18 protein-coding genes and 2 pseudogenes are annotated in these 24,468 nt (G+C 73.1%); 11 read left to right on the top strand and 9 right to left on the bottom strand.

From position 1 onward, the window contains the following. Positions 1 to 189: 189 nt before the first annotated feature. Both ACZ3X1_RS01595 and ACZ3X1_RS01590 read left to right on the top strand, forming a co-directional pair. Positions 190 to 1,251 carry a quaternary amine ABC transporter ATP-binding protein gene (locus tag ACZ3X1_RS01595; RefSeq protein WP_356815767.1) on the top strand — a complete coding sequence of 354 codons (1,062 nt, stop codon included), beginning with the start codon at positions 190 to 192 and terminating at the stop codon, positions 1,249 to 1,251. Beyond that, entirely contained in the window at positions 1,251 to 3,053 is a 1,803-nt protein-coding gene (locus ACZ3X1_RS01590) for an ABC transporter permease/substrate binding protein (RefSeq protein WP_467275552.1), read from the top strand. The genes ACZ3X1_RS01595 and ACZ3X1_RS01590 overlap by 1 nt, the downstream gene beginning before the upstream one ends. 193 nt (positions 3,054 to 3,246) lie before the next feature. Here ACZ3X1_RS01590 and ACZ3X1_RS01585 read toward each other — a convergent pair whose 3' ends face one another. Next, entirely contained in the window at positions 3,247 to 5,448 is a 2,202-nt protein-coding gene (locus ACZ3X1_RS01585) for an MMPL family transporter (protein WP_467275550.1), read from the bottom strand. A gap of 272 nt (positions 5,449 to 5,720) precedes the next feature. Here ACZ3X1_RS01585 and ACZ3X1_RS01580 point away from each other — a divergent pair, with 272 nt between their 5' ends. From ACZ3X1_RS01580 to ACZ3X1_RS01570, 3 genes are all read left to right on the top strand, one after another. Then, positions 5,721 to 6,920, top strand: coding sequence for a sensor histidine kinase (locus ACZ3X1_RS01580; protein ID WP_467275548.1), 1,200 nt, complete (start codon positions 5,721 to 5,723; stop codon positions 6,918 to 6,920). Beyond that, on the top strand, positions 6,917 to 7,591 hold the full coding sequence (locus ACZ3X1_RS01575; protein ID WP_391700751.1) for a response regulator: 675 nt from the start codon (positions 6,917 to 6,919) through the stop codon (positions 7,589 to 7,591). Before ACZ3X1_RS01580 ends, ACZ3X1_RS01575 begins: the two co-directional genes overlap by 4 nt. Before the next feature lie 143 nt (positions 7,592 to 7,734). Then, complete coding sequence (locus ACZ3X1_RS01570) at positions 7,735 to 7,971, top strand: hypothetical protein (RefSeq protein WP_356814283.1); 237 nt, start codon at positions 7,735 to 7,737, stop codon at positions 7,969 to 7,971. 40 nt (positions 7,972 to 8,011) lie between these two features. Here ACZ3X1_RS01570 and ACZ3X1_RS01565 read toward each other — a convergent pair whose 3' ends face one another. Continuing rightward, positions 8,012 to 8,509, bottom strand: a complete 498-nt coding sequence (locus ACZ3X1_RS01565; protein ID WP_356814284.1) for a CAP domain-containing protein — start codon at positions 8,507 to 8,509, stop codon at positions 8,012 to 8,014. A gap of 598 nt (positions 8,510 to 9,107) precedes the next feature. Further along, positions 9,108 to 10,007: an aldo/keto reductase gene (locus tag ACZ3X1_RS01560; protein WP_467275543.1), complete on the bottom strand. Its 900-nt coding sequence runs from the start codon at positions 10,005 to 10,007 to the stop codon at positions 9,108 to 9,110. Positions 10,008 to 10,080: 73 nt separating this feature from the next. On the opposite strand from ACZ3X1_RS01560, the gene ACZ3X1_RS01555 reads away from it, so the two are divergent. Then, positions 10,081 to 11,067: an ArsR/SmtB family transcription factor gene (locus tag ACZ3X1_RS01555; protein ID WP_467276281.1), complete on the top strand. Its 987-nt coding sequence runs from the start codon at positions 10,081 to 10,083 to the stop codon at positions 11,065 to 11,067. Here the strand turns inward: ACZ3X1_RS01555 and ACZ3X1_RS01550 are convergent. Both ACZ3X1_RS01550 and helR read right to left on the bottom strand, forming a co-directional pair. Further along, a pseudogene (locus ACZ3X1_RS01550) lies at positions 11,065 to 11,237 on the bottom strand (IS5/IS1182 family transposase); the annotation flags it as partial. The gene ACZ3X1_RS01555 and the pseudogene ACZ3X1_RS01550 sit on opposite strands and share 3 nt — an antisense overlap. Before the next feature lie 233 nt (positions 11,238 to 11,470). Next, positions 11,471 to 13,678, bottom strand: a complete 2,208-nt coding sequence (gene helR, locus ACZ3X1_RS01545; protein WP_467275541.1) for an RNA polymerase recycling motor ATPase HelR — start codon at positions 13,676 to 13,678, stop codon at positions 11,471 to 11,473. 412 nt (positions 13,679 to 14,090) lie between these two features. Here helR and ACZ3X1_RS01540 point away from each other — a divergent pair, with 412 nt between their 5' ends. Continuing rightward, a complete protein-coding gene (locus ACZ3X1_RS01540; RefSeq protein ID WP_467275539.1) occupies positions 14,091 to 16,961 on the top strand; it encodes a TIM-barrel domain-containing protein in 2,871 nt (956 codons plus the stop codon). Here ACZ3X1_RS01540 and ACZ3X1_RS01535 read toward each other — a convergent pair. Continuing rightward, entirely contained in the window at positions 16,958 to 17,494 is a 537-nt protein-coding gene (locus tag ACZ3X1_RS01535; protein WP_467275538.1) for a DUF6817 domain-containing protein, read from the bottom strand. The genes ACZ3X1_RS01540 and ACZ3X1_RS01535 overlap by 4 nt on opposite strands. A 183-nt stretch (positions 17,495 to 17,677) precedes the next feature. On the opposite strand from ACZ3X1_RS01535, the gene ACZ3X1_RS01530 reads away from it, so the two are divergent. Continuing rightward, on the top strand, positions 17,678 to 18,586 hold the full coding sequence (locus ACZ3X1_RS01530) for a LysR family transcriptional regulator (RefSeq protein ID WP_467275536.1): 909 nt from the start codon (positions 17,678 to 17,680) through the stop codon (positions 18,584 to 18,586). Here the strand turns inward: ACZ3X1_RS01530 and ACZ3X1_RS01525 are convergent. Further along, a pseudogene (locus ACZ3X1_RS01525) lies at positions 18,521 to 19,810 on the bottom strand (MFS transporter); the annotation flags it as partial. The gene ACZ3X1_RS01530 and the pseudogene ACZ3X1_RS01525 overlap by 66 nt on opposite strands. Positions 19,811 to 19,848: 38 nt before the next feature. Continuing rightward, positions 19,849 to 20,451: a TetR/AcrR family transcriptional regulator gene (locus ACZ3X1_RS01520; RefSeq protein ID WP_467275534.1), complete on the bottom strand. Its 603-nt coding sequence runs from the start codon at positions 20,449 to 20,451 to the stop codon at positions 19,849 to 19,851. A gap of 135 nt (positions 20,452 to 20,586) precedes the next feature. Here ACZ3X1_RS01520 and ACZ3X1_RS01515 point away from each other — a divergent pair, with 135 nt between their 5' ends. The 3 genes from ACZ3X1_RS01515 (at position 20,587) to ACZ3X1_RS01505 (ending at position 23,079) form a co-directional block, all read left to right on the top strand. Next, on the top strand, positions 20,587 to 20,832 hold the full coding sequence (locus ACZ3X1_RS01515; protein WP_356814294.1) for a DUF6158 family protein: 246 nt from the start codon (positions 20,587 to 20,589) through the stop codon (positions 20,830 to 20,832). A gap of 94 nt (positions 20,833 to 20,926) precedes the next feature. Next, positions 20,927 to 21,517, top strand: coding sequence for a TetR/AcrR family transcriptional regulator (locus ACZ3X1_RS01510; RefSeq protein ID WP_467275532.1), 591 nt, complete (start codon positions 20,927 to 20,929; stop codon positions 21,515 to 21,517). 38 nt (positions 21,518 to 21,555) lie between these two features. Then, complete coding sequence (locus ACZ3X1_RS01505) at positions 21,556 to 23,079, top strand: MFS transporter (RefSeq protein ID WP_467275531.1); 1,524 nt, start codon at positions 21,556 to 21,558, stop codon at positions 23,077 to 23,079. On the opposite strand, the gene ACZ3X1_RS01500 is transcribed toward ACZ3X1_RS01505, so the two are convergent. Continuing rightward, on the bottom strand, positions 23,042 to 24,418 hold the full coding sequence (locus tag ACZ3X1_RS01500) for a tetratricopeptide repeat protein (protein WP_390074325.1): 1,377 nt from the start codon (positions 24,416 to 24,418) through the stop codon (positions 23,042 to 23,044). The two genes, ACZ3X1_RS01505 and ACZ3X1_RS01500, sit on opposite strands and share 38 nt — an antisense overlap. Between the last annotated feature and the right edge of the window lie 50 nt (positions 24,419 to 24,468).

Raw genomic sequence — 24,468 nt, 5'->3', positions numbered from 1 at the left:
CCACACGTGAGGTGGATCACCAAGGCGTTTGCCGAAGTGAATGCCGGGCATCGGCGCAGCTGGAGCGGAGCCTCGCCCTCCGGTGCCTTGCGCCGGGGGGCGACGCGCATGCGGGCGGATCCCGTCCCGCTCCACGGCGCGCCGGACCGATCCGCGCGAGCCGTACCCGGTACGACCCGCGAGGTGTATGTGTCCACGCTCCAGGCCGAGCACGTCTACAAGGTGTTCGGCAACCGGCCCGACGACGCCGTGCGCGCACTCGAAGGCGGCGGCGACCGCAGCGAGCTGCGCGCCGACGGAGCCACGGCCGCGGTCATCGACGTCTCCTTCGACGTCGAGCCCGGCCAGATCTTCGTCGTGATGGGCCTGTCGGGATCCGGCAAGTCCACCCTGCTGCGCATGCTGAACGGCCTGCTCGAGCCGACCGCGGGACGCATCCTCTTCGGCGGCCAGGACCTCACCGCGCTCAGCGCGCGCGAGCTGCGCCGCGTGCGGTCCACGAAGATATCCATGGTCTTCCAGCACTTCGCTCTCTTCCCGCACCGGAACGTTCTGGAGAACGCCGGCTACGGGCTGGAGGTGCAGGGCGTGCCCCGCGCCGACCGCGACCGCCGGGCCGCGCAGGCCCTGGCCCTGTGCGGGCTCGAAGGCTGGGAGATGGCCTGGCCCGACGAGCTCTCCGGCGGCATGCAGCAGCGGGTCGGCCTGGCCCGGGCCCTGGCCACCGACGCCGAGCTCCTGTTGATGGACGAGTCCTTCAGCGCGCTGGACCCGCTGATCCGCCGCGACATGCAGGACCAGCTCCTCGAACTCCAGCGCACCCTGAAGAAGACCATCGTCTTCATCACCCACGACCTCAACGAGGCCATGCGCCTCGGCGACGGCATCGCCGTCATGCGCGACGGCCGCATCGTCCAGCAGGGCACCGCCGAGGACATCCTCACCCGCCCCGCCGACGACTACGTCGCCTCCTTCGTCCAGGACGTGGACCGCTCCCGGGTGCTGACCGCGGACGCGGTGATGACGACGACCCGGCCGCACCGCCCCCGCGCCGACTCCTGCGGCTGCCCCACCGTCACCGCCGACACCCCGCTCGCCGACCTCTGCGCCGTCAGCGCGCGCGTCCCGCACCCGGTCACCGTCACCGGCACCGACGGCGCCGTCGTCGGCTCCGTACCCCAGGACCGCCTCGTCGCCTTCATCGGCGACGAGCAGCGGGCCCCGGTCCGCTGCGCGGAGGTGGCCGCCTGATGCCCCGCCTGCCCCTCGGCGCCTGGGTCGACAGCGGAGTCGACTTCCTCCAGAGCCGCCTGTCCTGGCTGTTCGACGCCATCAGCGCACTCGTCACCGGCCTCTACGACGGCCTCGTCGCCGTCCTCTCCGCCCCCGCCCCACTCCTGTTCGCGGGCATCCTCGCCATCGCCGCCTGGTGGCTGCGCGGTCTGCTCGCGGGCCTGCTCGCCTTCGCCGGTTTCGCGCTCGTCGACTCCGTCGGGCTCTGGTCCGACGCCATGTCCACGCTGTCGCTGGTCCTGGTCGCCACCCTCGCCACCCTGGTCTTCGCGATCCCGCTCGGCATCTGGGCGGCCCGCTCCGACCGCGTCAGCGCCGTCCTGCGGCCGCTGCTGGACTTCATGCAGACCATGCCCGCCATGGTCTACCTCATCCCCGGCATCATCTTCTTCGGGGTCGGCGTGGTGCCCGGCATCATCGCGACCATCGTCTTCTCGCTGCCGCCGGGCGTCCGGATGACCGAACTCGGCATCCGCCAGGTCGACGCCGAACTGGTCGAGGCCGCCGAGGCGTTCGGCACCACCCCCCGCGACACCCTCGTACGCGTCCAGCTGCCCCTGGCCCTGCCCACCCTCATGGCGGGCGTCAACCAGGTGATCATGCTCGGCCTGTCCATGGTCGTCATCGCCGGCATGGTCGGCGGCGGAGGCCTCGGCGGCGCCGTCTACCGGGCCATCGGCAACGTCGACATCGGCCTCGGCTTCGAGGCCGGCCTCTCCATCGTCATCCTCGCCATGTACCTCGACCGGATGACCGGGGCGCTCGGCCGCCAGGTCTCCCCGCTGGGCCGGCGCGCCCTCGCCCGGGCCCGGTCGGTCGCCACCGGCGCCGCCCGTGTGTGGAACCACCGCCCCCAGCCCGCGTACGCCGTGACCGGAGCCGTCGTACTGGCCCTCGTCGCGGGCGGCCTGAACACCTTCGGCGGCTCCGGCGGCTCCGCCGGCGAGGACGGAGCGGCGGGCGCCGAGAACATCGGCAAGGGCCGCACCGTCTCCATCGGCTACATCCCGTGGGACGAGGGCATCGCCTCGACCTACCTCTGGAAGGAGCTCCTGGAACGGCGCGGCTTCAAGGTCGACACCCGCCAGCTGGAGGCCGGCGCGCTCTACACCGGCCTGGCCGGCGGCGGCCTCGACTTCCAGACCGACGCCTGGCTGCCCCTCACCCACGCCCAGTACTGGGAGAAGTACGGCGACAAGCTGGAGGACCTCGGATCCTGGTACGGCCCGACCTCCATCGAGCTCGCCGTGCCCTCGTACATGAAGGACGTCCGCTCGCTCGCCGACCTGAAGGGCAAGTCCGGGCAGTTCAAGGGCCGGATCATCGGCATCGAGCCGAGCGCCGGCGCCATGGCCCTGCTGAAGGACAAGGTCATGAAGGAGTACGGGCTGGAGGGCGAGTACCAGGTCGTCGAGGGCTCCACCCCCGGCATGCTCGCCGAGCTGGGGCGGGCCTACGACAAGAAGGAGCCGGTGGTCACCGTGCTGTGGTCGCCGCACTGGGCGTACTCCTCGTACGAGCTGACCAAGCTGGAGGACCCGAAGGGCGTCTGGGGCAAGGGCGACGGAATCCACACCCTCGCCCGCAAGGGCTTCGCCGCCGACGAGCCCGAAGTGGCCGCCTGGCTGCGCTCCTTCAAGCTCACCGAGGAGCAGCTCACCGGTCTGGAGGCGCGGATCCAGCAGACCGGCAAGGGCAAGGAGCAGCAGGCCGTCCGCGCCTGGCTGGGGGACCACCCCGAGGTCGCCGCGCTGTCCTGACTCGCGGCACACCCAAAGGGCCCCCGTCGGGGGGGGGGGGGGGGGGGGGGGGGGGGGGGGGGGGGGGGGCCCCCCCCCCGCCCCCCCGGGGTCCGCCGCCGGCGCCCAACCCCCCCCGCCCCCCCCCCGGCGGGCCCCGCGCCCCCCCCCCCCCCCCCCCCCCCCCCGCCCCCGACGCGTGCACGGGCCCTGCTCAGGGCACCAGCACGCGCTCCGATGCCTGCGCCCCCGGGCCGGACCGCGGCGCCGCCGGCCGTTCCCGCGCCGGCCACCACAGCGACCGGCCCAGCAGCACCGCGCACGCCGGCACCAGGACGATCGACAGGACGAACGCGGAGAGCAGGATCCCGAGCCCGGTCGCGAAGCCGATCTGCTGCGTGGCCGCGACCGGGTTGACCGCGAGGCTGCCGAAGGAGGCGGCCAGCACCAGCCCCGCCGTCGCCACGGCCGGCGCGGTGTGCCGCACCGCCCGGGCCACCGCTTCCGGGGCCGGACCGGGCCGCTCCATCTCCTCCCGGATCCGGTCGGTCACCAGGATGTTGTAGTCGGTGCCCAGCGCCACCACGAACAGGAACAGCACCAGAGGCAGCGTGAAGGCCACGCCCGGCTGGTCCAGCCCGTGCTGGAAGACGAGCGTCGCGGCACCCAGCGTGGCGGCGAACCCCAGCCCCACCGCCAGCATCAGGATCAGCGGGGCGAGCAGGCTCCGCAGCAGCAGGAAGAGGATGAGCGCGATCAGGACCGCCGCGACCGGGAACACCAGCCGCAGGTCCTCGTCCACGGCCGTCGAGACGTCGGCGAACACCGCCGCGGTACCGCCCACATGTGCCTCGGTGCCGTCCGGCCGGTGCGCGGACACCGCGTCGCGGACCGCGCCGGAGGCCAGGTCGCGGGCCTCCTGGCCGTGCGGATCGGCGTTCGGGAACAGGTCGATGCGCGCCGCCAGGCGGTCCTCGCTCAGCACCGTCGGGGCGACCTGTCCCACCCCCTCCACCCGCGAGAGCGTCCCGGACAGGGCGTCGACCCGGCCGGCGGTGAGCGGCGCGCCGTCCGACGCGGTGACGTAGACGCTGATCGGGTCCGACACGCCCGCCGGCATCGCCCGGGAGATCTCGCCCGCGGTGGCCGCGGCGGCCGTCCGCTCACCGTCCGCGCCGCCCGACCCGTAGTCCATCCGCATGCCGGCCATGCCCGCGGCGAGCGCGCCCAGCAGCACCACGGAGCCGAGGGCCGCCGTGAGGGGCCGCTTGACCAGCCAGGCTCCCAGCCGGCCCGCCGAACCGCCGCGGGGCTCGCGCCGGTGGGCCCGCGAGGGCCAGAACATCCTGCGCCCCGTGACGGCGAGCAGGGCCGGCATGAAGGTGAGGCTTCCGAACAGCATCACCAGCACCGACACGGCGATGGCCGGACCGAGCACCCGGAACTGCCCGAAGGAGGCCACGCCGAGCGTGGCGAACGCCGCGACGATCGTCAGCGCCGCCGACGTCACCGCCGTACCCACACGCCCGGAGACCTCGTCGGCCACGGCACGCGCCGGCTGCTCGGGGCGCCGGCGCAACTGCTCGCGGAAGCGGAACAGCAGGAAGAGGAAGTAGTCGATGCCGATGCCGACCAGTACGACGCTGATCAGCTGCGGGGTGGACGGGTCGAGGGTGATGCCGGTCAGCATCGCGACGCCGACCACCGTGCCCGTCGCGGCACCGCCGATGACGGACACCACGATCAGCGGCAGCAGCGCGGCGAGCACGCTGCGGAACACCAGCACGTGCAGCAGCACGATGACGCCGAGCATCACGATGCCGATCACCCGGGACCGGGTCTCCTCGGCGTCGAGGCCGTCGACGGTGGAGGCGAGCCCGCCCGTGTAACCGGTCCGGAACCCGGCCTCGGCGAACCCGGCCCGGGCGTGCTCGCGGAAGGCCCGGTAGGTGTCCTGCAGTCCCGGGTCCTGGGGGTTGCCCTGCAACTCCACGGACAGCAGCCGGAAGCCCCGGTCGGGGGCCGTCATGGCCGGGACGACCTTCGGGGTCTGCGAGTGGTCCTGGGCGAACGGCGTCTCCTCCTCGGGCTTCGGCATGGCCACCCGGTGGCGGCCCAGCTCCGCGGCCTCCTCGTCGATGCGGCGTTCGTCGGCCCCGCTCAGCGGCGCGCCGTCCGGCCGGGCCACCAGCACGGTCAGCGTGTTGGCGTCCGGTTCCACCCCGAACCGCTCCTCGGCGACCTTCAGGGCCGCCGCCGAGTCGTAGGTCGAGGGCAGGAAATCGCCGGTGTTGCTCTGGGTGGCGCGGAAGACCAGCGCCTGCCCCAGGATCGTCAGGGCGATGCCGAGCACGGCCCACAGGGCGATCACCTTCCACGGATTCCTCGTCGAGAACCCGGTCAGGGCGCGGATCACGTGACTCCTCAGGTCAGTGGTGCGGGCCGGGGGTTCCCGGCCCGACTCCAGACCACCAGGCGGGGGCCGTGCGATCGTCGCCGTAGGGGAGGAACCGCACCCCGGGAGCAGGGTCCGGGCCGCGGCCCCGACCAGGACCCCGGTCCTGGTCGGCAACCGGCCCACGGGACGGCGGCACCGGTCGGCCGGAGTGCCAGAATGGATCGAGAGGAACCGGCACGAACCGCCCCCGCACCGGCGGGGAGCAGGCCGGCGGGGGAGGGCCGGCAGGGATGAACAAGGGCGCGACGAACAGGGGCACGACGAACAAGGGCGCCGACAGGCTGCGCTGGACACGCAACGACGCACTGGTGGCCATCGGGGCCGCCGCCGTGGACCTGCTGGGCTTCTCGGTCGGCACCCGGTCAGAAGGCATGTCCCTCACCCTCTCGGCGGTCTGCGCCCTCGTGGCGGCCGCCACGTGCCTGCTCGCCCGCCGCAGCCGACCGGTCGCCGTGCTCGCGGCGGTGCTGCTCCTCGGGATCGTTCCCAACATGGCCGTCCCGGACGTCTCTCCGCACTTCCCGCTCGGCCTCGCGGTCGCCCTCTACTCGGTGGTCCGGTTCAGCCGGCCCGCCGTCGCGGCGGCGGCCGTCGCGGCGACCGTGCCGCTGGCCTCGGCGGGCCTGGGCGGCATGCTCGTCCCCTCCGGCTGGTCCCTCGTCGCCAACGCGGCGGCCGCGGCCCTGGTCGCCGGCGCCGCCCTGGTCATCAACCGCTGGCAGCGGGAGGTAGCAGCCAACCACGTCCTCCAGGCCGAGCGCGCGGTCGCCGAGGAACGCCGCCGGATCGCCCGGGAACTGCACGACATCGTCGCCCACCACATCACCGCCATGCAGCTGATGGCGGGCGGCGCGCGCGCCAACCTGGCGCACGACACCGAGGCGGCCCGCGAGGCCCTCGTCACCCTGGAGGACTCGGGCCGCATCGCACTGCGTGAGATGCGCCAACTCCTGGACGTCCTGCGGGCCGGGGAGGAAGCGGACGAAGCCCCGCCGCCGCCGCAGCCCGGAGCCGCGGACCTTGAGCGGATCGTCACCGAGTCACGGCTGGCCGGAACGGAGACGGAGTTCACCGTCGACGGGCCCGTGCGCCCGCTGCCGCCCAGTGTCGGCCTCACCCTCTTCCGCATCGTCCAGGAGGCGTTGACCAACACCCGCAAGCACGCCGGGGAGGCGCGTGCCCACGTACGGCTGACGTACCGCTCGGAGGAGGTCTGTGTCGAGGTGTGCGACGACGGGGCCGGTGCACCGCCGCCGGTCGCCCGGCCCGCCGAGGGCAGCGGGTACGGTCTGATCGGAATGCACGAACGCGTGGCCCTCCAGGGCGGAACCCTGGAGGCGGCCGCAGGCGTCGGCGGCGGATTCCGGGTGGCGGCACGCCTCCCGGTCCCGGCGGGGCGGGGCGGCGGGGGAGGGGAACGACACCGATGATCCGTGTGCTCATAGCCGACGACCAGCCGCTGGTACGGCGGGGCCTCGCCCTGATCCTCGGCCCGGACCCGGAGTTCGAGGTGGTGGGCGAGGCCGAGGACGGCGCCCGCGCCGTGGTGCTCGCCGGGGAACTGCGGCCCGACGTGGTCGTCATGGACATCCGGATGCCCGTCCTCGACGGCGTCCAGGCCACCGCGGAGCTGGCGCGGACCCTCCCCGACGTCCGCGTCCTGGCGCTCAGCACCTTCGACATGGACGAGTACGTGGTCGCCGCCCTGCGCGCCGGAGCGTACGGCTTCCTCCCCAAGGACGTCTCCCCGGAGGAACTCGGGGCCGCGGTCCGCATCGTGCACGCCGGCGAGGCGGCCGTCGCACCCCGGCTGCTCACCCGGCTGCTCTCCGCCTACGTACGGACCCCCGTGCCGGCCGCCCGTCCGTCCACGGCGGCCGCGGTGCCGCCCGACATGACCCCGCGCGAGCGGGAGATCTGGCAGCTCCTGGCCTCCGGCCTGGACAATGCGGAGATCGCCGCGGACCTGGACATCAGCGTCTCCACGGTCAAGAACCACATCACCGGCATCTTCGGCAAGCTGGGCGTCCGGGACCGCGCCCAGGCGGTGATCGCGGCCTACGAATCGGGGCTGGTGGAGGCCGGTTGCGGGAGCGGTTGATCACAAAGTGCCCGCAAGAGGACCGGAATCCTCCTGGTGACCGTACCTCTGACCAGCCAGAACACTGGATGATTCGCCCGTGCGGAGTGGGCCTCCTCCATGGCACAGTGCGATCAGCCCAACCGCACGAGCAGGGAGCCTCCATGCGCGATCCGCACGTCACGCCGCTCGTGGCCGCCCCCGTGCGTCCGCCGGGGCCGGGCCCCTTGCCCGGCTGTCCGGTGTGCGGCGGCGTGCCGGAACGCATCTCCTGGCGCCAGCGCCCGGGAGAGCCGGTGCTGCTGGTCTTCGACCCCTGCGGCCACCGCTGGAGCACCCCCGCCCCGCCGGTCCTCGCCGTCACCCCGCCGCGGACACACGGTCACGCCGACGCGGGCTGAGCCGACGCCGGCGTGACCTGTGGTCAGGCAGGTGAGGTGGTCAGTCGGTGAACACCTGCACGATCCGGTCGCCCGAAACCGCGACGCCCGTCTTGGCGAAGCTGCAGTTCTTGATGTTGGGGGCGTGCCACGAACTCTTCAGCCAGCCGTCGACGTGGGCCTTCTCGTCGCCCGAACCCCAGGCGATGTTCTCGGCGTACGCGTTGAACGTCGCCCCGGCCTTCTTCAGCCGGTCCGGGATGGTGGAGCCGTCCGAGCCCGTGTGGGAGGTGGTCGTGTCGTTGGCGTATTCCTGGGCCGCGGCCTGAACCTTGGGGTCGCTCGTCAGCGGCGCGCAACCCGCGTCCTTGCGGGCCTGGTTGACGAGTTCGAGGACCTTGTTGGGGTCGGCCTGGAGCGGAACGGCGGCGCGCGTGCCCACAGTCGCGGGCTCCGCGGCGGCAGCCGCTCCGGCGCCGATGGCGCCCCCGAGCACCAGCAGCGAGGACGCACACACCGCGGTGCACCCGCGCCGTACCCGGCCGGATCCGAAAGCCATGGGATTACCTTCCTTCTCGACGAGAAGCGGCAGACGCGGCGAACGCCGCCGCCGGTCACCCCCATCCCTGCCGATTGTCCGCCGCACCCCACCCGCCCGCATCTCCCGGCCGGAAAGCACCAGGTCGGACGGGTCGGGCGGCGGGGCGGGGGACGGCGACCGCCTCGGCGGGGAGGCGGAGGCCCGCCGGGGCGGTGAGCGCACCGCGCAGGACGGTGTCCCGGCCCGTTCGGGCGGGCACCGCACGCAGGGGCCAGGCGTGCGCGACCCAGGGACAGGGCGTCGGAGACCGAGTTGAGGCCCTGCCCGCCGAGCGGGCTGCACAAAGGGGGCGGCGTCCCCGATCACGACATCGAACGGTGTACGCGCACGCCCGTCTGGCGTGCAATCCGCGCGTTGGACCTGCCCCGGGCCGCCAGGAGCACGATCTGCGACCGGACCCTGCTCTGGTGCGGAGTCTTGTGACCGTAGGCCGCCTTCTTCAACGGTGCCGCTCGGCGGCAGTCAGGGTTATGCGGCGGGCGGCAGGAACTGGCAAAGCAGACAGGCCGATCAGCAGAAGTGGATCACAGCGCCACGGGGATCTTGCTCATGCGGCTTAGTGGCGGAGTGCGTCCAGGGCGGTGAGTTCGTCCTCGGACAGGCCCAGGGAGCCGACGGCCACGTTCTGGGCGAGGTGGTCGAGGTCGCCGGTGCCGGGGATGGCCAGGACGTGGGAGCCCTGGTGCAGGGTCCACGCCAGCCGGATCTGGGCCGTGCTCACGCCGTGGGCGCGGGCGATGGCGACCACCTGCGGGCTGTTGTCGGTGGTCGCGCCGCCTTCGCGTCCGGTGCCGGCGATCGAGTAGAACGGCACGAACGCGATGCGTTGTTCGCCGCAGAGGTTCAGGAATTCCTTCTGCTCGGGTGATGCGCCGATGCCGTACATGTTCTGGACGCAGACCACGGGCGCGATGGCCTGGGCCTCGGCGAGGTGGTGGGGGCGGATGTTGGACAGGCCCAGGTGACGGATGAGTCCGGCCTCGCGCAGTTCGGCGAGTGTGCCGAAGCGTTCGGCGATCGAGTCGGTGCCGACGATGCGCAGGTTCACCACGTCGAGGTGGTCGCGGCCGAGCTGGCGCAGGTTCTCCTCGACCTGGCCGCGCAGCTGCTCGGGGGTGGCATGCGGCAGCCACTGGCCCGAGGGATCACGGCCCGGTCCGACCTTGGTGGTGATGACGAGGTCGTCTCCGTAGGGGGCCAGGGCACGGTTGATCAGTTCGTTGGCGGAGCGCAGCGGCGAGAAGTAGAACGCGGCGGTGTCGATGTGGTTCACGCCGAGCTCGACCGCGCGGCGCAGCACACGGATCGCCTGGTCACGGTCGCGTGGGACGGCGTCGACCGCGAACGCCTCGCCGTGTTGGGGCAGGCGCATCGTGCCGAAGCCGATTCGGTTGACCGTCAGGTCGCCGAGTTTCCAGGTGCCCGATGCCGCTGCGGTGATCGTCTGTGAGGTCATGGCGGGATGATCTCCGCGCGGTAGGCTGGCCCGCTATTCATTCACACATACCTGAATCCATTGAGGAGTGGTCATCCTGGCAGAGTTGGCGTTCTCGGCGAGCGATCTGGCGCAGGTGCGGTTCGCCGTCTCGCCGATGTGGGAGATCGCGCCCAGCTTCCGGCTGCTGACGTCCGCCGCCGCACATCCGATCCACCGGGCCTGGGCCGACCAAGTGCGCCCGCGTCTGGTGGCCGCCGGGCTGGACCGGGGCTGGCTGGCCGAATTGATCCCGCCCACCGGCGGCTACGTCCCCGACTTCCTCAACCCGGCCCCCGCCGGACCGGCCCCCACGCCGACGGCAGAGTGGGATGCGATCCTCGCTTCATCCGCCGACCGGGTACGCCAGGACCTCGACCACCTGGCCCGCCACCAGGGGCATCTCGGCCCCCGGCTACGGACCCTGCGCGCAGACCCGCAGAACCGCCTGGCCAAGGTCACAGAAGAGATCGAAACGTACTGGGGACTGGCACTCGCCCCCTACTGGGCGCGAATCCAGGCGGTGTTGGACACAGACATCCTCCACCGGGCCCGCATGATCGCCGAGCACGGCGCGGGCCGTCTCTTCAACGACCTGCACACCTCCGTGAGCTGGGACGACAACGGGCTACAGCTGGCCGGCCGAAAGCAGCCGCTGACCCGTAACACGGCAGGTGCCGGACTGCTGTTGATCCCCTCGGCCTTCGCTGGTCCAGGACTGCGCACCCGGACGGCGCCTCCGGACCCGCCTCAGCTCGCCTATCCCGCGCGCGGTGTCGGCTCACTATGGAAGACGCGGCCCGCGCCCCGGGCCGACGCCCTCGCCGCCGTACTGGGCCGCTCGCGGACCCTGTTGCTGATCGAACTGGAGACCCCGGCCTCCACCACACAGTTGGCCCACCGCACCGGGCTCTCCCCAGCCGGGGTATCCCAATATCTCACCGCGCTCCGCAACGCGGGCCTGGTCAGCGCCCACCGCGCGGGCCGCTCCGTCCTCTACGCCCGCACCACCACCGCCGAGACCCTCCTTCAAAAGGAGTAGGCCGCCGCGGGAGCGTTTGAGTGCGTGATCGACCGGCTCCCGGCGTCCTGCCGCCCCCTTTTGAGTGCTCCGGCGGCGTGCTGGTGCGCCCGGACGACGGTGGAGTCGACGGAGACGGTCCAGTCGATGTCGTCGGCGGCGTCCGCCGCGGCCAGGACCGCGGCCAGGACCGCAGCCAGGACCGCGGCCAGGACCGCGGCCAGGCTCCGTCCCCCGGTGCGGTCGACAGTCCGTCTGACCAGCCGGTCGGGGTGGCCGGCCCACCGTCGTCCACGGACCGGATCGGCCGGCATCAGCGGCTCGATCCGGTCCCACAGCGCATCAGTGATCACTCGTCGGACAGACACATCGGATCAACCCGTCAAAGACACACGCTTCAGGGGGTGTCCGGCGGTGACGGCGGTCAGGGGGTGAGGACTGCGAGCTGCCGGGTCGCGCGGGTCATCGCGACGTAGCGGTCGACCGCCCCCTCGACGCCCTCGCCGAACCGGTCGGGGTCGACGAGGACGACCAGGTCGAACTCCAGCCCCTTCGACAGCGCCGGCGTCAGCGACCGGACACGGGACGTCGGCCGGAAGGTGGGGTCGCCGATGACGCAGGCGATGCCTTCGGGGTGTTCGGCCAGCCAGTCATCGAGGACCGTCCGCAGGTCGGTGACGGATCCGTGGACGACGGGGATGCCGCTGCTGCGGATGGACGTCGGCACGTTGGCGTCGGGGAGCGCGGCGCGGATGGCCGGCTCGGCGGCCGCCATGACCTCCTCCGGGGTGCGGTAGTTGATGCTCAGGGAAGCCACCGTTATCCGGTCGAGCCCGACCCGTTCGAGCCGTTCCCGCCAGGACTCCGTGAAGCCGTGCCGGGCCTGGGCCCGGTCGCCGACGATCGTGAAGCTCCGCGACGGGCAGCGGGCCAGCAGCATCTGCCATTCGGCGTCGGTCAGTTCTTGGGCCTCGTCCACGATGACGTGGGCGAACGGGCCGGCCAGGAGGTCCGGTTCGGCGCTGGACAGCGCGCCCTCGTCGATCAGGGTGTCCTGGAGGTCCCGGCCGTGCAGCATCCCCACCGCGCCTTCGCTCTCGTCGATCACGACGTTCTGCAGCAGACTGTCGATGGCGTCCGCCCGGCGGGCGCGTTCCGCGGCGACGGCGGCCTCGTTGCGGCGCTTGCGGACCGCGGCCTCCGCGTCGCCGAGCCGCTGCCGGGCCGCGTCCAGGAGCGGCAGGTCGGACACCGTCCAGGCGTGGGCGTCCGCCCGCTGCAGCCTGCGTACGTCGTCGGGGCCCAGCCAGGGCGCGCACTTGCGCAGGTAGGCGGGCACCGACCACAGGTCCGAGACGAGGTCGGCCGCATCCAGCATCGGCCACGCCCGGTTGAGGGTCCGGACCAGTTCCCGGTCCTGCAGCAGGGACCGCCGCAGCAGCTCCGGCGGAACGTCGTGCCCTTCGCCGCCGTCCTCGTGCTTGTCGATGAGGATGGTGAGCAGCTCCTCCTTTATCTGCTCGCGGGCTTCGTTGTGCGGGGTACCCGGTTCCACCGCGTCGAACGCCGCGGCCCAGTCGTCGGCGCTCAGCCAGACGTCGGACCAGTGGCTGGAGACGGTCATCCCCCGGGTGGGCGGCTCCTCGTAGATGCGGACGGCCGCGTCGACCGCCTTCACCAGGTCCGCGGAGGACTTGAGCAGGGCCACGTCCGGGTCGCGTTCCTCCCCCGCTGCGGCGCCCTCGGCCACGAGGTCGCGCAGCGTACAGGTCTGCACGCCCTCCTCACCGAGGCTGGGCAGGACGTCGGCGACGTAGGCCAGATAGGGCTGGTGCGGGCCGACGAACAGGACACCGCCCCGACGGTGGCCGAGACGGGGGTCGGAGTAGAGGAGGTGGGCCGCGCGGTGCAGCGCGACCACGGTCTTGCCCGTGCCGGGGCCGCCGTCGACGACGAGGGCGCCGCGGGACCCCGCGCGGATGACGGCGTCCTGGTCGGCCTGGATGGTGGAGAGCACGTCGCGCATCCGGGCCGACCGGTTGCCGCCCAGGCTGGCGATGAACGCGGACTGGTCGTCGAGCGCCGCGTGCCCTTCGAGCGCGTCGGTGCTGAACACCTCGTCCCAGTAGTCGCTGATCCGGCCACGGGTCCATCGGTACCGGCGCCGGCTCGCCAGCCCCAGCGGGTTGGCGTGGGTCGCCGCGAAGAACGGCTCGGCGGCGGGGGAGCGCCAGTCGAGCAGCAGCCTGCGCCCCGTGCTGTCGGTGAGGCCGAGACGTCCCACGTACACGGGCTCGCCGCCGTCGGCGGGGACGATGCGCCCCAGGCACAGGTCCAGGCCGAAGCGGCGCAGGGTGCGCAGGCGGGCGGTCAGGCGGTGGATCTCGGCGTCCCGGTCCATGGCCTCGCGGCCGATGCCGCCGGGCGCCCTGCGCTCCGCCTCCAGACGGTCGGAGAGTTCGGCGATCGACTGCGCGAGGCTCTCCGAGATGGCCGCGAAGTGCCGCTCGTCGCCGTCGATCAGGGCCGCATCGGCCTTGGGGGAGAGGTGGTCGGGAAGGTCGAACGCGCTGCTGGCCCGCGGAGTGTCCGAGACCGGCTCGATGTCACCGCGCGATTCGTGAACCGGCAAAAACGCATGCACTTCGTGAATCTCCCATTTCTGCAGCTTCTGGCTTCGGTCCGCGATTTTGCCCCAGCACCAGGGTCTTGCCGCAAGCCCCCCGGTGCGCTATAAGTTGAGAGTGGCAAGGAGTGGGTTCACCTCCTTGCCTTTCTCGTCCGCTCTGGACGGCCCCCCTCGTCACCCCCCCGGACCGTCACCCCCCGGACCGTCACCTCCCCGGCCAGGCCCTCGCCCACCCGCGCGCACCGTGGCCGACCGTGGCTTCCGCGCGCCCACCGGAGGCTGTGGGATGTTCAAAGATGCGTGGTCGGGGGCGACTTCGAGCAGCATCCTTCAAAGAAGCCCGCCAGAGCGCTATCTTGCCGGGAGCATGCCAAAGAGCTGTGTCCGTTTTCCGGACCGCACGAGGAGCTGCCCCATGAGACTGCCGAGCATCCGCAGGAGCCGACGGGTCCCCTTATCCGGCCGGCCGCGCTCACCACGCCGGCGAGCAGGGCGGCGCCTGCGAGCCCCGGGCGCCGCCCTGCTCGCCGCCGCCCTCACCGTCGCGGGCCTGGCCGCGGCCGGACCGCTCGTCGCACCCGCCACCGCGGCTCCCTCCGGGACCACGGCCACGGCGGGCGACGTCACCGGATTCAGCCGGTCCGGGAACACCTTCACCGTCACGGCCTCCAAGGGCGCCAAAGCCCGGGTGGTCGTCGCCCGCGCCGACATCTTCCGCCTCTGGCTCTCACCCGGCGGTACCTTCACCGACGACCCGGCCGGCTCCGACCTCGCCGAGACCACCGACTTCGGCTCCGTGCCCGTGGACCACACCGACGCCGGCGCGTACCACCGGATCAGCACGGGCTCCCTCTCCATCAGGGTCTACAAGTCGCCGCTGCGGTTCGCCGTCTACCGCGCCGACAACACCACCCCCGTCTGGCAGGAGACCCGGCCCACCAGCTGGACCGGCGGCCGCACCACGCAGTACCTCGCCCGCGGCGCGGACGAGCAGTTCTACGGCACCGGCCTGCGTCTGGGCGAATGGGCGCTGCGCGACAAGACCGTTCCCATCGCCGTCGACAACAAGTGGCGAGAGAACGACAACGCCAGCCCCGCCCCCTTCTACATGTCCACCAACGGCTACGGCGTGATGCGCAACACCTGGGCGCCGGGCTCCTACGGTTTCAACGCCCCCACCACCCTCACCCACGACGAGAAGCGCTTCGACGCCTGGTACTTCACCGGTGATTCGCCCAAGTCCGTGCTCGACGCCTACACCGACGTCAGCGGAAAGCCGTTCCTGGCACCGATGTGGGGCTTCGAGCTGGGCAACGCCGACTGTTTCAACGCCTCCAATCCCGAATACCAGGGCGACCACGCCCGTCCCCGCCACCAGACCACGCCCGACGTCGTCGGCTACGCGGCCGACGCCCGCGCCGCCGACATGCCCTCGGGCTGGTTCCTCCCCAACGACGGCTACGGCTGCGGCTACACCGCGCCCCTTAAATCGACCGTCGACGCCCTCCGGGCCAAGGGCTTTCAGACCGGCCTGTGGACATCGACCGGCCTCGGCTCCATCGCCGACGAGGTGGGCACCGCCGGCAGCCGTGGCGTGAAGACCGACGTGGCATGGATCGGCAGCGGCTACAAGTACGCCTTCGACGGCGTGCAGCAGGCCGTCGACGGGATCGAGAAGAACTCCGACGCCCGCCGCTTCGTCTGGACCGTCGACGGCTGGGCGGGCACCCAGCGCAACGCCGTCGTCTGGACGGGCGACACCCACGGCACCTGGGACGACATGCGCTGGCACGTCCCCGCCATCACCGGCGCCGGCCTCTCCGGCCTCAACTACGCCGCCGGCGACGTCGACGGGATCTTCGGCGGCAGCCCGCAGACGTACACCCGCGACCTCCAGTGGAAGGCGTTCACCCCCGCCTTCATGACCATGTCCGGGTGGGGCGCCACCAACCCCGCCGCCGGCTACCACGACAAGCAGCCCTGGCGGTTCGCCGAACCGTACCTGTCGATCAACCGCAAGTACCTCCAGCTGAAGATGCGGCTGATGCCCTACCTGTACACGATGAGCCGCGTCGCCCACGAGACGGGCGTCCCCAGCACCCGCGCCATGGTCCTGGAGTACCCCGACGACCCGGTGGCGCGCTCCAACGCCACCAGCGGCCAGTTCATGGCGGGCGACTCCCTCCTCGTCGCGCCCGTCGTCTCCGACACCACGGTCCGGGACGGCATCCACCTGCCCGCGGGCACCTGGACGGACTACTGGACGGGTCGGACGTACCAGGGCCCCGGCCGACTCGACGGGTACCGGGCGCCCCTCGACACCCTCCCGTTGTTCGTCAAGGGCGGCGGCATCGTGCCGATGTGGCCGCAGATGAACCACACCGGGGAGAAGCCGGTCTCCACCCTCACCTACGACATCCATCCGCGGGGCGCCTCCTCCTTCAGCCTCTACGAGGACGACGGCCGCACCCGCGCCCACCAGTCGGGCGCCTACGCCCGCCAGCGGGTCGACGTCAGCGCCCCGGCGTCCGGCACCGGCACGGTCACCGTCTCCGTGGGCGCCCCCACCGGCAGCTACGCCGGCAAACCGGGCTCCCGGGGCTACGAGTTCACCCTCCACGTGGCCTCCGCGCCCACCGCCCTCACGGTCGACGCAGCCGCCGTGCCGCGCCTGGCTTCCAAGGCCGCCTACGACTCCGCCGCGTCCGGCTGGTTCTTCGACCCGGCGGACCGCGCGGGGATCCTCTGGGTCAAGACCGGTACGAAGGCGGGTGCCTTCACCGTCAAGGCCACCGGCACCGCCGTCCCGGCCGCCGAGGCCCTGCCCCCCTCCTCCGCCCCGATCGACCGGGCGGGCTGGTCCCTGGTCCGCGCCGACAGCCAGGAGACGGCCGCCGAGAACGGCGCGGCCGTGGGCGCCTTCGACGGGAACCCCGCCACGATGTGGCACACTTCCTGGTCCTCCACCGAGCCCGCCCCGCTCCCGCACGAGATCCAGATCGACCTCGGATCCCGCCATACCGTCGACGGCCTCGGCTACCTCCCCCGCCAGGACGGCGGGGTCAACGGCAGGATCGGCGGCTACGAGATCCACGTTTCCGACACCACCGCTGACTGGGGTCCGCCGGCGGCGAGCGGCACCTTCGCCGACACCGCCGCCGCCAAGACCATCGCCCTGCCCCCGAAGACCGGCCGCTACCTCCGCCTGAGAGCCCTGACCGAAGCCGGCGGCCGGGGCCCCTGGACCAGCGCCGCCGAGATCACCCTCACCGGCCGCCCGGCCTAGCTCGTCTCCGCGAGCACGGCCCGGCACTCCCGCCGGGCCGGCTCGCTCAGCAGCCCCCGCAACCGACCGAACAGTAGACGGAGTTCGCCGCCCCACGCCTCCCGGAAGGCGGGGTCGATCCGCGCCAGGTCGAGTTCGTTCGCCGCCGACAATTCGGCCAGGTCCCGCCGCGCCTCCACGGCGGGGGAGTGGACACCGCCCGTGAACCGGTCCCGGAAGGCCGCCTGCGGACGGTCGAGCGTCGGATACGAGGCCGCCCGGTCGCAGGCGGCGTAGAGGTACACGATCTCCTCGGCCTCGTCACCGATCACCTCGGCCAGCTCCGCCCGCCGGGCGAGCGGCAGCAGCGCCGTGGGGAACCCGTCGGTTCCGTAGAACGCGTGGCACAGGCCCGCCCGTTGCAGGGCCGGCCGGGCGCCCCAGGACGCGAGCAGCTCCCGTACGCGCTCCAGATGGGCCAGGAGGGTCCCGCCCGGGTGGGCGACGTCCTGCGCACCGAGTTCCCGCAGCCATGCGACGGCACGTTCCGACACGGAAGCCTCCTGCGGATCGTGGTGGTGGGTCGGCACCCGTCCACACCCTTCGCCGGGGGTCCGGACCCCGTGGCGAGGGCGGGGACGGGTTGCCGCCCGGGCCCTGCATCGATCTTGATCCACCCCCATACCCAAGTCAATCCTCCGGTTTGCTCCCCACACCCAAGGAATATCTTGGGTCTCATGACTCTCGACGACCTCCGCGTGTTCGTGGCCGTCTGCCGCGCCGGAAGCCTCAGCGCCGTCGCACGCGACCTCGGCCGCACCCAGTCCGCCGTCAGCCAGCACGTCCGCCGCCTGGAGAAGCAGACCGGCACCAGCCTCCTGGAGCGGCACGCCCGCGGCGTCGTGCCCACCGAGGCCGGCCGCATCGTCCAGGCGGCCGCCGCCGACGGCATCGCCGGCCTCGACGGCGCGCTGCGCCGCGTGGACGACCTCGTACGGGGCGGGGCCGGCACCGTGCGCGTCACCACCGGGGCGACGACCGTGCGGCACTTCATGTCCGAGGCCGTCGTCTCCTTCCGCCGCGACCACCCCGCGGTGAGCCTGGAGTTCCAGACCGAGAACTCCAGCCGCAGCTGCTTCGACGCCCTCGCCGCCGGCGACCTCGACCTCGCCTGGATCACCATCGGCGCCCCCGTCCGCGGCATCGAGCAGCGCCCCGTCATGGACCTGCCCTGGGTGCTCGCGGTCGGCGCCGACGACCCGCTCGCCAGCCGGACCTGCCTCACCCCCGCCGACCTCGCCGGCATCCGCCACATCCGGCTCCCGGAGAACTCCGCCTCCCGCTCCCACCTCGACGCCGCCCTCGCCGAGGCCGGCATCCACGTACGCTCCGACACCAGCGTCGCCGACTGGGACACCGCCCTGCTGCTCGCCGAGCTAGGCCTGGGCCACGCCGTCGTGCCGGCGCTGCCCGGCTGGCAGGTCCCCGGATCCGACGGGCCGCTGCGCCTCGTGCCGATCCCCGCCCTGCCGCCGCTCGCCGTCGGCTGGGCCGTCCGCCGCTGGGCCGCCCTCACCCCGCCGGCCCTCGTCTTCGCCGACGAGGTCGCCCGCAGCTGCCGGGCGCGCGCGGCCGGGCAGCAGTGACGCCGCGGCCAGGCCGACCGCGGCCAGCGCGGCCAGGGCCCCCAGCGACGGGCCGTGCACCCCGGCGCTCGCGGCGACCGCGATGCCCAGGGCCGGACCGACGTTCATGGCCGTCTGCTTGAGCCCGCCGACCACCCCGGCGTACCCGGCCGGGGCCTCGCCGACCACCGCCCCGGTGGCGGTGACCATGACGGTCGTGAAGCCGGCGCCGAGCACCGCGAAGGCCGGCCCGGACGCGGAGCCGAGCCCGGCGATCCCGGCCACGACCAGGGCCGTACCGGTCAGCGCGGTCCGGCGCGCCCCGAACCGGCGCAGCGCCATCCCCGCCACCGGAGCCCCCGCGACCATCACCGCCGTCAGCGGCAGCACCCGGAGTCCCGTGTCGAGGGCGTCCAGCCCCTGGACGTCCTGGAGCCGGAACGTCGCCGTGAACAGGGCCCCGAACATGCCCGCGGACACCACGAGCAGCAGGGCCATCGAGGCCGTCACCGCCCTGGCGCGGGCCACGGCGGGCGGCACGAGCGGCCGCGCGGAACGCCGTTCCCGCCGGACGAACCAGGCGGCGAGCGCGCCGGCGCCCGCGAACCCGAGCAGCGTCCCCGCCCCGCTCCACCCGTACTGCGGTACGCCGACCAGCGCGTGCACGAACACCGCGACGGCCGTCGCGAGCAGGGCCGCACCGCCGAGCTCCAGCCGCCCCGCCCCGGCGCGCGGCGGCGCGGGCGCCCGTACCGCGAGCGTCAGCGCGGCGATCACCACGGCGACGGGCACGTTGACCACGAACACGGCCCGCCAGTCCCACTGCGCGACCAGCAGACCGCCCAGCAGCGGACCGGCCGCCGCGGCCACCCCGATCGCGCTGGTCCGCACCGCCACCGGCGTGGCCAGCCGGTCGGGCGGGTACGCGAGTCTCAGCAGCGCCAGCGTCGCCGGCTGGAGCAGCGCGCCGAACACGCCCTGCACGGCGCGCAGGGCGATCACCCAGCCCACGCCGGGCGCGAACACGATGCCCGCCGAGGCCGCGGCGAAGCCGAGCACGCCGACGAACAGCAGCCGGGAGTGCCCGTACCGGTCGCCCAGCCGTCCCGCGACGACCAGGAACGCGGCCACCGCCAGCATGTAGGCGGTACTGGTCCACTGGACCTGTGTGACGCTCGCCCCCAGGTCGTGGCTCAGGCTCGGCTGCGCCACCGTCAGCACGGTGCCGTCGAGGGCGACCAGCATGGCACCCGCCACGCTGACGAGCAGTGAGATCCGCTGCCTCACGCCGGGGCAACCCCGAGGTGCGCGGCGACGGCGGCGTCCACCAGCCGTTCGACGCCCGCGGCCCGGTTCTCGCCGAGGACCAGCGGCAGGCTGCCCCAGAGCCACAGCTGTGCCACGCCGTGCAGGTTGGCCCACAGGGCGGCGGCGGTGACGGAGGGCTCTTCGGCCCCGCACCGGCCGGCGAGCGCGACGAGCAGGGCGAACAGCGGGAGGGTCGACTCGCGCAGCCGCGGTTCCTCCGAGGGGTCTTGTCCCGCGCTGTCCAGCAGGTCGTGCCGGAACATCAGCTCGAACATACCGGGGTGCTCCAGCGCGTAGCCGACGTAGGCGCAGCCGATCGCCCGGACCCGATCCCGCGGGGTGGAGTTCCTCGCTCCGGCCGCCACCTGCGCGAACCGCTCGCCGAGATCGGCGAAGCCGCGCCGGGCGATCGCCGACAGCAGGGAGTGGTGGGTGGGGAAGTACCGGCGCGGCGCGCCGTGCGAGACGCCCGCACGGCGGGCGATCTCCCGTAGTCCGAGGGCGCCGGTGCCCTCGCTCATGACGAGTTCCGCGCCGACATCGATCAGCCGTTCCCGAAGGGGTCTCTCCTGGTCCATGGACCTCTGTCTACCAGTGTGCGTAGACAGTGTCTACTCGCTGCGTGCGGGGCGGTGGGGCGGTTGGCGAGGCCGCGCGGCGCGGTGCGGAGGATGATGGACTGGGCGGGGGCCCGACGAGGAGGTGCACGTGCCATGACGGAGCACGACGGCGGTCCGTCGGCGCAGGACCTGGAGGAAGGCCGGCTGCTCAAGGAGCTGGAGGCCATCCACCGCACGCGCCACGAGACCCTGCTGCACGGGTCCGACGATGCCCTGATCACCCATACGAAGCGGATGAACGAGCTGGAGCACGAGTACGTGCGCCGCCACCCGCAGCGGGCCCAGACCGCCTCCCGCACCCGATCGGGCGCCCGCGCCCGCACCGAGGGCGAGCACTGACACCGGACCCATCGGCCGCCAGCGCGACGGCGGGTGGGCTTCCTTTGCCTCGAATGAGACAATCTTGTATCGTTCGAGGCGAAGGAGGCTCACCATGGTGCACGAAGAAGAATTGCTCGACGGCGCCGCCCGCGTCCTCGCCGGAGACCACAGCGCCTCGATGGTGCAGATCGCCGCCGGAATCGGGACGAGCCGCGCCACGCTGAGCCGTCGCTACGCGACCCGCGAGGCCCTGCTGAAAGCGGTCGCGGTGCGGGCGATCGAGGTGGTCGACGGCTGCCTGGCCCCGCTCGACCTGGCACAGAACGCCGACGCCACTGCCTTCGACGCCGCCCTGGAGGAACTGGTCGTCGCGCTGCTGCCCGCAGCCCACCTCTACGGCTTCACCTCACGGGACGCCACCGTGCTCGCGGACCCCGCGTTCCGGGCCGGCGTGGACCGGCAGGACCAGCGGGCCCTCGCCTTCCTCGCCCTCGGCCAGCGGCTGGGGCGGCTGCGCGCCGACCTCCCGCCGTACTGGATCTGGTACTCCCTCTGGGGACTCCTCGACGCCGCCGCCGAAGGCGTACGGGACGGGCACCTCGCCCCCCGACAGATCGGCCACCTGGTCCTGACCTCCTTCCTCAGCGGGACGCGGCCCTCCGCGCCACCTCCCGCGCGGCCTCCAGCCGCGGCCGCACCCTGATCCGCCCGACACCGCGCACACACCCCGAACGGAACCCCATGCACACCCCCGCGCCGGACCCTCGCAGGTGGATCGTCCTGGCGATCCTCTCCGGCAGCCTCCTGCTCATCTCCATGGACACCACGATCCTCAACGTGGCCTTCCCCTCGCTCGTCGGCGACCTCCGGCCCGGCGCCGTACAGCAGCTGTGGATCATCGACGTCTACGCGCTGGCCCTGTCCGGCCTGCTGGTCACCGCGGGCGCGCTCGGTGACCGCTGGGGCCGCAAGCGACTGCTCATGGCGGGCTTCGGCATCTTCTCGGCGGCCTCGCTCATGGCCGTGGTCGCCACCGAGGCCTGGCACCTGATCGCCGCCCGCGCCCTGCTCGGCATCGGCGGCGCGGCCATCATGCCGGCCACCGTGTCGATCCTGCGCACCGTCTTCACCGACGCCAAGGAGCGCGCCTTCGCGCTCGCCGTCTGGGCGGCCGTCTTCGGCGGCGGCATGGCCCTCGGGCCCGTCGTCGGCGGCCTCCTGGTCCAGGACCACGGCTGGCACTCCGCCTTCCTCCTCAACCTGCCCGTCGCCGCCGTCATCGTGGCGGCAGGCCTGCGCTACCTGCCCGAATCACGCTCCCCGCGCAGCAGCGGCCGGTGGGACTGGTGGGGCGTCGGACAGTCCGTCGTCGGCATGCTCGCCCTCGCGGGCGGCATCAAGCAGCTCGGCAAGAGCGGTGTCGCCGACCCGCTGCCCTGGACCCTGCTCCTCGTCGCGGCCGTCGCGCTGACCGTCTTCGTCCGCCGCCAGACGAGGCTGGACAACCCCCTGCTCCAGGTACGGCTGTTCGCCGAGCCCGCCTTCAGCGTCGCGGCCACCGCGATCTTCCTTCCCATGGTGGGCATGGGTGCGATCCTCTTCCTGGTCACCCAGTGGTTCCAGTACGGAGAGGGCTACACCCCGCTGCAGGCCGGACTGCGCCTGCTCCCGGCCCCGCTCGCCCTGATCGCCGCATCGATGGTCGCCCCCTCGCTCATGCAGCGCTTCGCGATCCGCCACGTGCTGGGCGCCGGACTCGTCGTCCTGGCAGCGGGCATGGCACTGCCGTGGACCCTCCAGCAGTTCACCGGCGTGGGCTACCCGGCCTTCGCGGCCGCCCTCGCCGTGATGGGCCTGGGCGCCGGCACCGCGACCACCGTCGCCTCGGTGACGCTGGTCTCCGCCGCGCCCGCCGCCGAGGTTTCCAGCGCCGCCGCCATCGAGGAGACCTGCTACGAACTCGGCTCCGCCATGGGCGTCGCCGTCCTGGGCTCGACCGCGGCAGCGCTCTACCGGGGCAACCTGCCCGACCTCGAACTGGACGCCCCCACCGCGGCCGCCGCACGGGACTCCGTCGGAGAGGCCGCGCACATCGCCGAACGACTGGGCGGCTCCGTCGGCCGGGCCCTGCTCGACACCGCCTCGCACGCCTACACCCTCGCCATCACCCCGGCGTTCCTCATGGCCGGCGGCCTCGCCGTCGCCGCGGCGGCCACGAGCTGGGCGCTCATTCCGCGCGATCTCCGGCCCACCGAGAACCACTGATCCGGGCGGGCCGGAAGGCGGCGGCCGGCGCCGGCCCCAGGGTGGTGGTGCCCGGCGCCGCCCGGTGCCCCAGCCCCGTGCGGTAGGCGTCCATCGCCGCCTCGACCCGGCCCGTACGCCGCAACAGGTCGCCCAGCAGCCGGCACAGATCGGCGAGATCGCCCGTCGCCCCGCTGCGCTCCAACAGGGCCAGCGCCTGTACGTAGTGCTCCTCGGCGGATTCCGACTCGCCGCGCTCCTCGGCCATCAGGCCGAGGAGCCGGTGCGCGCCGCCGGCGTGCACCGCGCCATGGCTGTTGCCGAGGTCCAGCAGCGCGGCGAGCAGCCCCGCGGCCTCCTCCTGCCGGCCCAGCCGACGCAGTACGTCCGCCAGTTCCACCTCCACCTGAGCCGTGTACAGGCCCGCCCGCCGGGCCGACAGCATGTCCCGGGCCGTGCGTAGCTCCCTTTCCGCCGGCCCCAGTTCACCGTTCTGGGCCAGCACGTAGCCGCGCATCCAGTGGCAGTGCGCCAGATCGGTGCTCAGCTGCAGCTGGCCGTAGATCGCCTGTGCCTTGGCCAGGGAGGCGTCGGCCTCGGCCATCCGCCCCTCGGCGAGGAAGGTCCGCGCCACCTGCCGGTGCATGCCCGCCACCAGCGCCGGATCACTGACCCGCGGCGCCAGGGCGAGGGCGAGCTCCGCCGAGTGGGCGGCGCGGGCGTGGGCGCCCATGTCCATGTACGGCCCGATGACCGCCGCGTGCAGAAGGACCAGCGCGTCGGGGTCGGCCAGCCCGCTCGCGCCCAGCTCGTCGATGGCGGACTCCAAGAGATAGCAGGCGTAGCGCAGCTCGCCGGCGAGCAGGTGCGCCACGGCCCGGCCGCGCACGGGACGGGCCCGGAGCGGTAGCGGCTCGTCGGCCAGGAGGCGTTCGGCCTCCTCGAAGTGGCCGATCGCGGCGGGGAGTTCACCGGACTCGAGCGCGCACTCACCGAGTCCGAGGCGGGCCTGCGCCTGTTCGGGGACGAGCCCGAGCTCCTCCGCCTCGGTGAGCAGCCGGCGGTAGCGCGCGGCGGCCTCCTCGGCCGCGCCGGTGGCGAGGGTGCGCTGCGCGTCGGTGAGGGCGAGCCGCAGCTCGGTGGCCAGATGGGCGGGGCGGCCGGTGGCCAGCTCCTCGTACGAGGTGCCCAGGCGGGCGGCGAGGAAGCGCAGCGCGGTCTCGGAGGGGCGCACCTTGCCGGACTCCAGGGTGGAGATGTAGGCCGAGGTGTAGGAGGGATGGGCCAACTGCTTCTGGGTCAGCCCGCGTTCGACCCGCATGCGTTGGACCCTGCGCCCGATCTGGTCCGGTTCGTCCATGGAATCCCCCCTGGTTGCTCGAACTCCCCAGTATTCAACCGGAGAACGCC

The sequence above is a fragment of the Streptomyces sp. NPDC023541 genome (assembly GCF_055559995.1).
The sequence above is the reverse complement of the archived record's forward strand: the minus strand, read 5'-3'. Positions and strand labels throughout refer to the sequence as shown.

What these genes read in the sequence shown, in the direction of transcription:
- ACZ3X1_RS01540 (WP_467275539.1), top strand. Translation starts at nt 14,091, where the DNA reads ATGAGACTGCCGAGCATCCGCAGGAGCCGACGGGTCCCCTTATCCGGC.
- ACZ3X1_RS01515 (WP_356814294.1), top strand. Translation starts at nt 20,587, where the DNA reads ATGACGGAGCACGACGGCGGTCCGTCGGCGCAGGACCTGGAGGAAGGC.
- ACZ3X1_RS01520 (WP_467275534.1), bottom strand. Translation starts at nt 20,451, where the DNA reads ATGGACCAGGAGAGACCCCTTCGGGAACGGCTGATCGATGTCGGCGCG.
- ACZ3X1_RS01565 (WP_356814284.1), bottom strand. Translation starts at nt 8,509, where the DNA reads ATGGCTTTCGGATCCGGCCGGGTACGGCGCGGGTGCACCGCGGTGTGT.
- ACZ3X1_RS01505 (WP_467275531.1), top strand. Translation starts at nt 21,556, where the DNA reads ATGCACACCCCCGCGCCGGACCCTCGCAGGTGGATCGTCCTGGCGATC.
- ACZ3X1_RS01510 (WP_467275532.1), top strand. Translation starts at nt 20,927, where the DNA reads ATGGTGCACGAAGAAGAATTGCTCGACGGCGCCGCCCGCGTCCTCGCC.
- ACZ3X1_RS01500 (WP_390074325.1), bottom strand. Translation starts at nt 24,418, where the DNA reads ATGGACGAACCGGACCAGATCGGGCGCAGGGTCCAACGCATGCGGGTC.
- ACZ3X1_RS01590 (WP_467275552.1), top strand. Translation starts at nt 1,251, where the DNA reads ATGCCCCGCCTGCCCCTCGGCGCCTGGGTCGACAGCGGAGTCGACTTC.
- ACZ3X1_RS01580 (WP_467275548.1), top strand. Translation starts at nt 5,721, where the DNA reads ATGAACAAGGGCGCGACGAACAGGGGCACGACGAACAAGGGCGCCGAC.
- ACZ3X1_RS01560 (WP_467275543.1), bottom strand. Translation starts at nt 10,007, where the DNA reads ATGACCTCACAGACGATCACCGCAGCGGCATCGGGCACCTGGAAACTC.
- ACZ3X1_RS01530 (WP_467275536.1), top strand. Translation starts at nt 17,678, where the DNA reads ATGACTCTCGACGACCTCCGCGTGTTCGTGGCCGTCTGCCGCGCCGGA.
- ACZ3X1_RS01570 (WP_356814283.1), top strand. Translation starts at nt 7,735, where the DNA reads ATGCGCGATCCGCACGTCACGCCGCTCGTGGCCGCCCCCGTGCGTCCG.
- ACZ3X1_RS01575 (WP_391700751.1), top strand. Translation starts at nt 6,917, where the DNA reads ATGATCCGTGTGCTCATAGCCGACGACCAGCCGCTGGTACGGCGGGGC.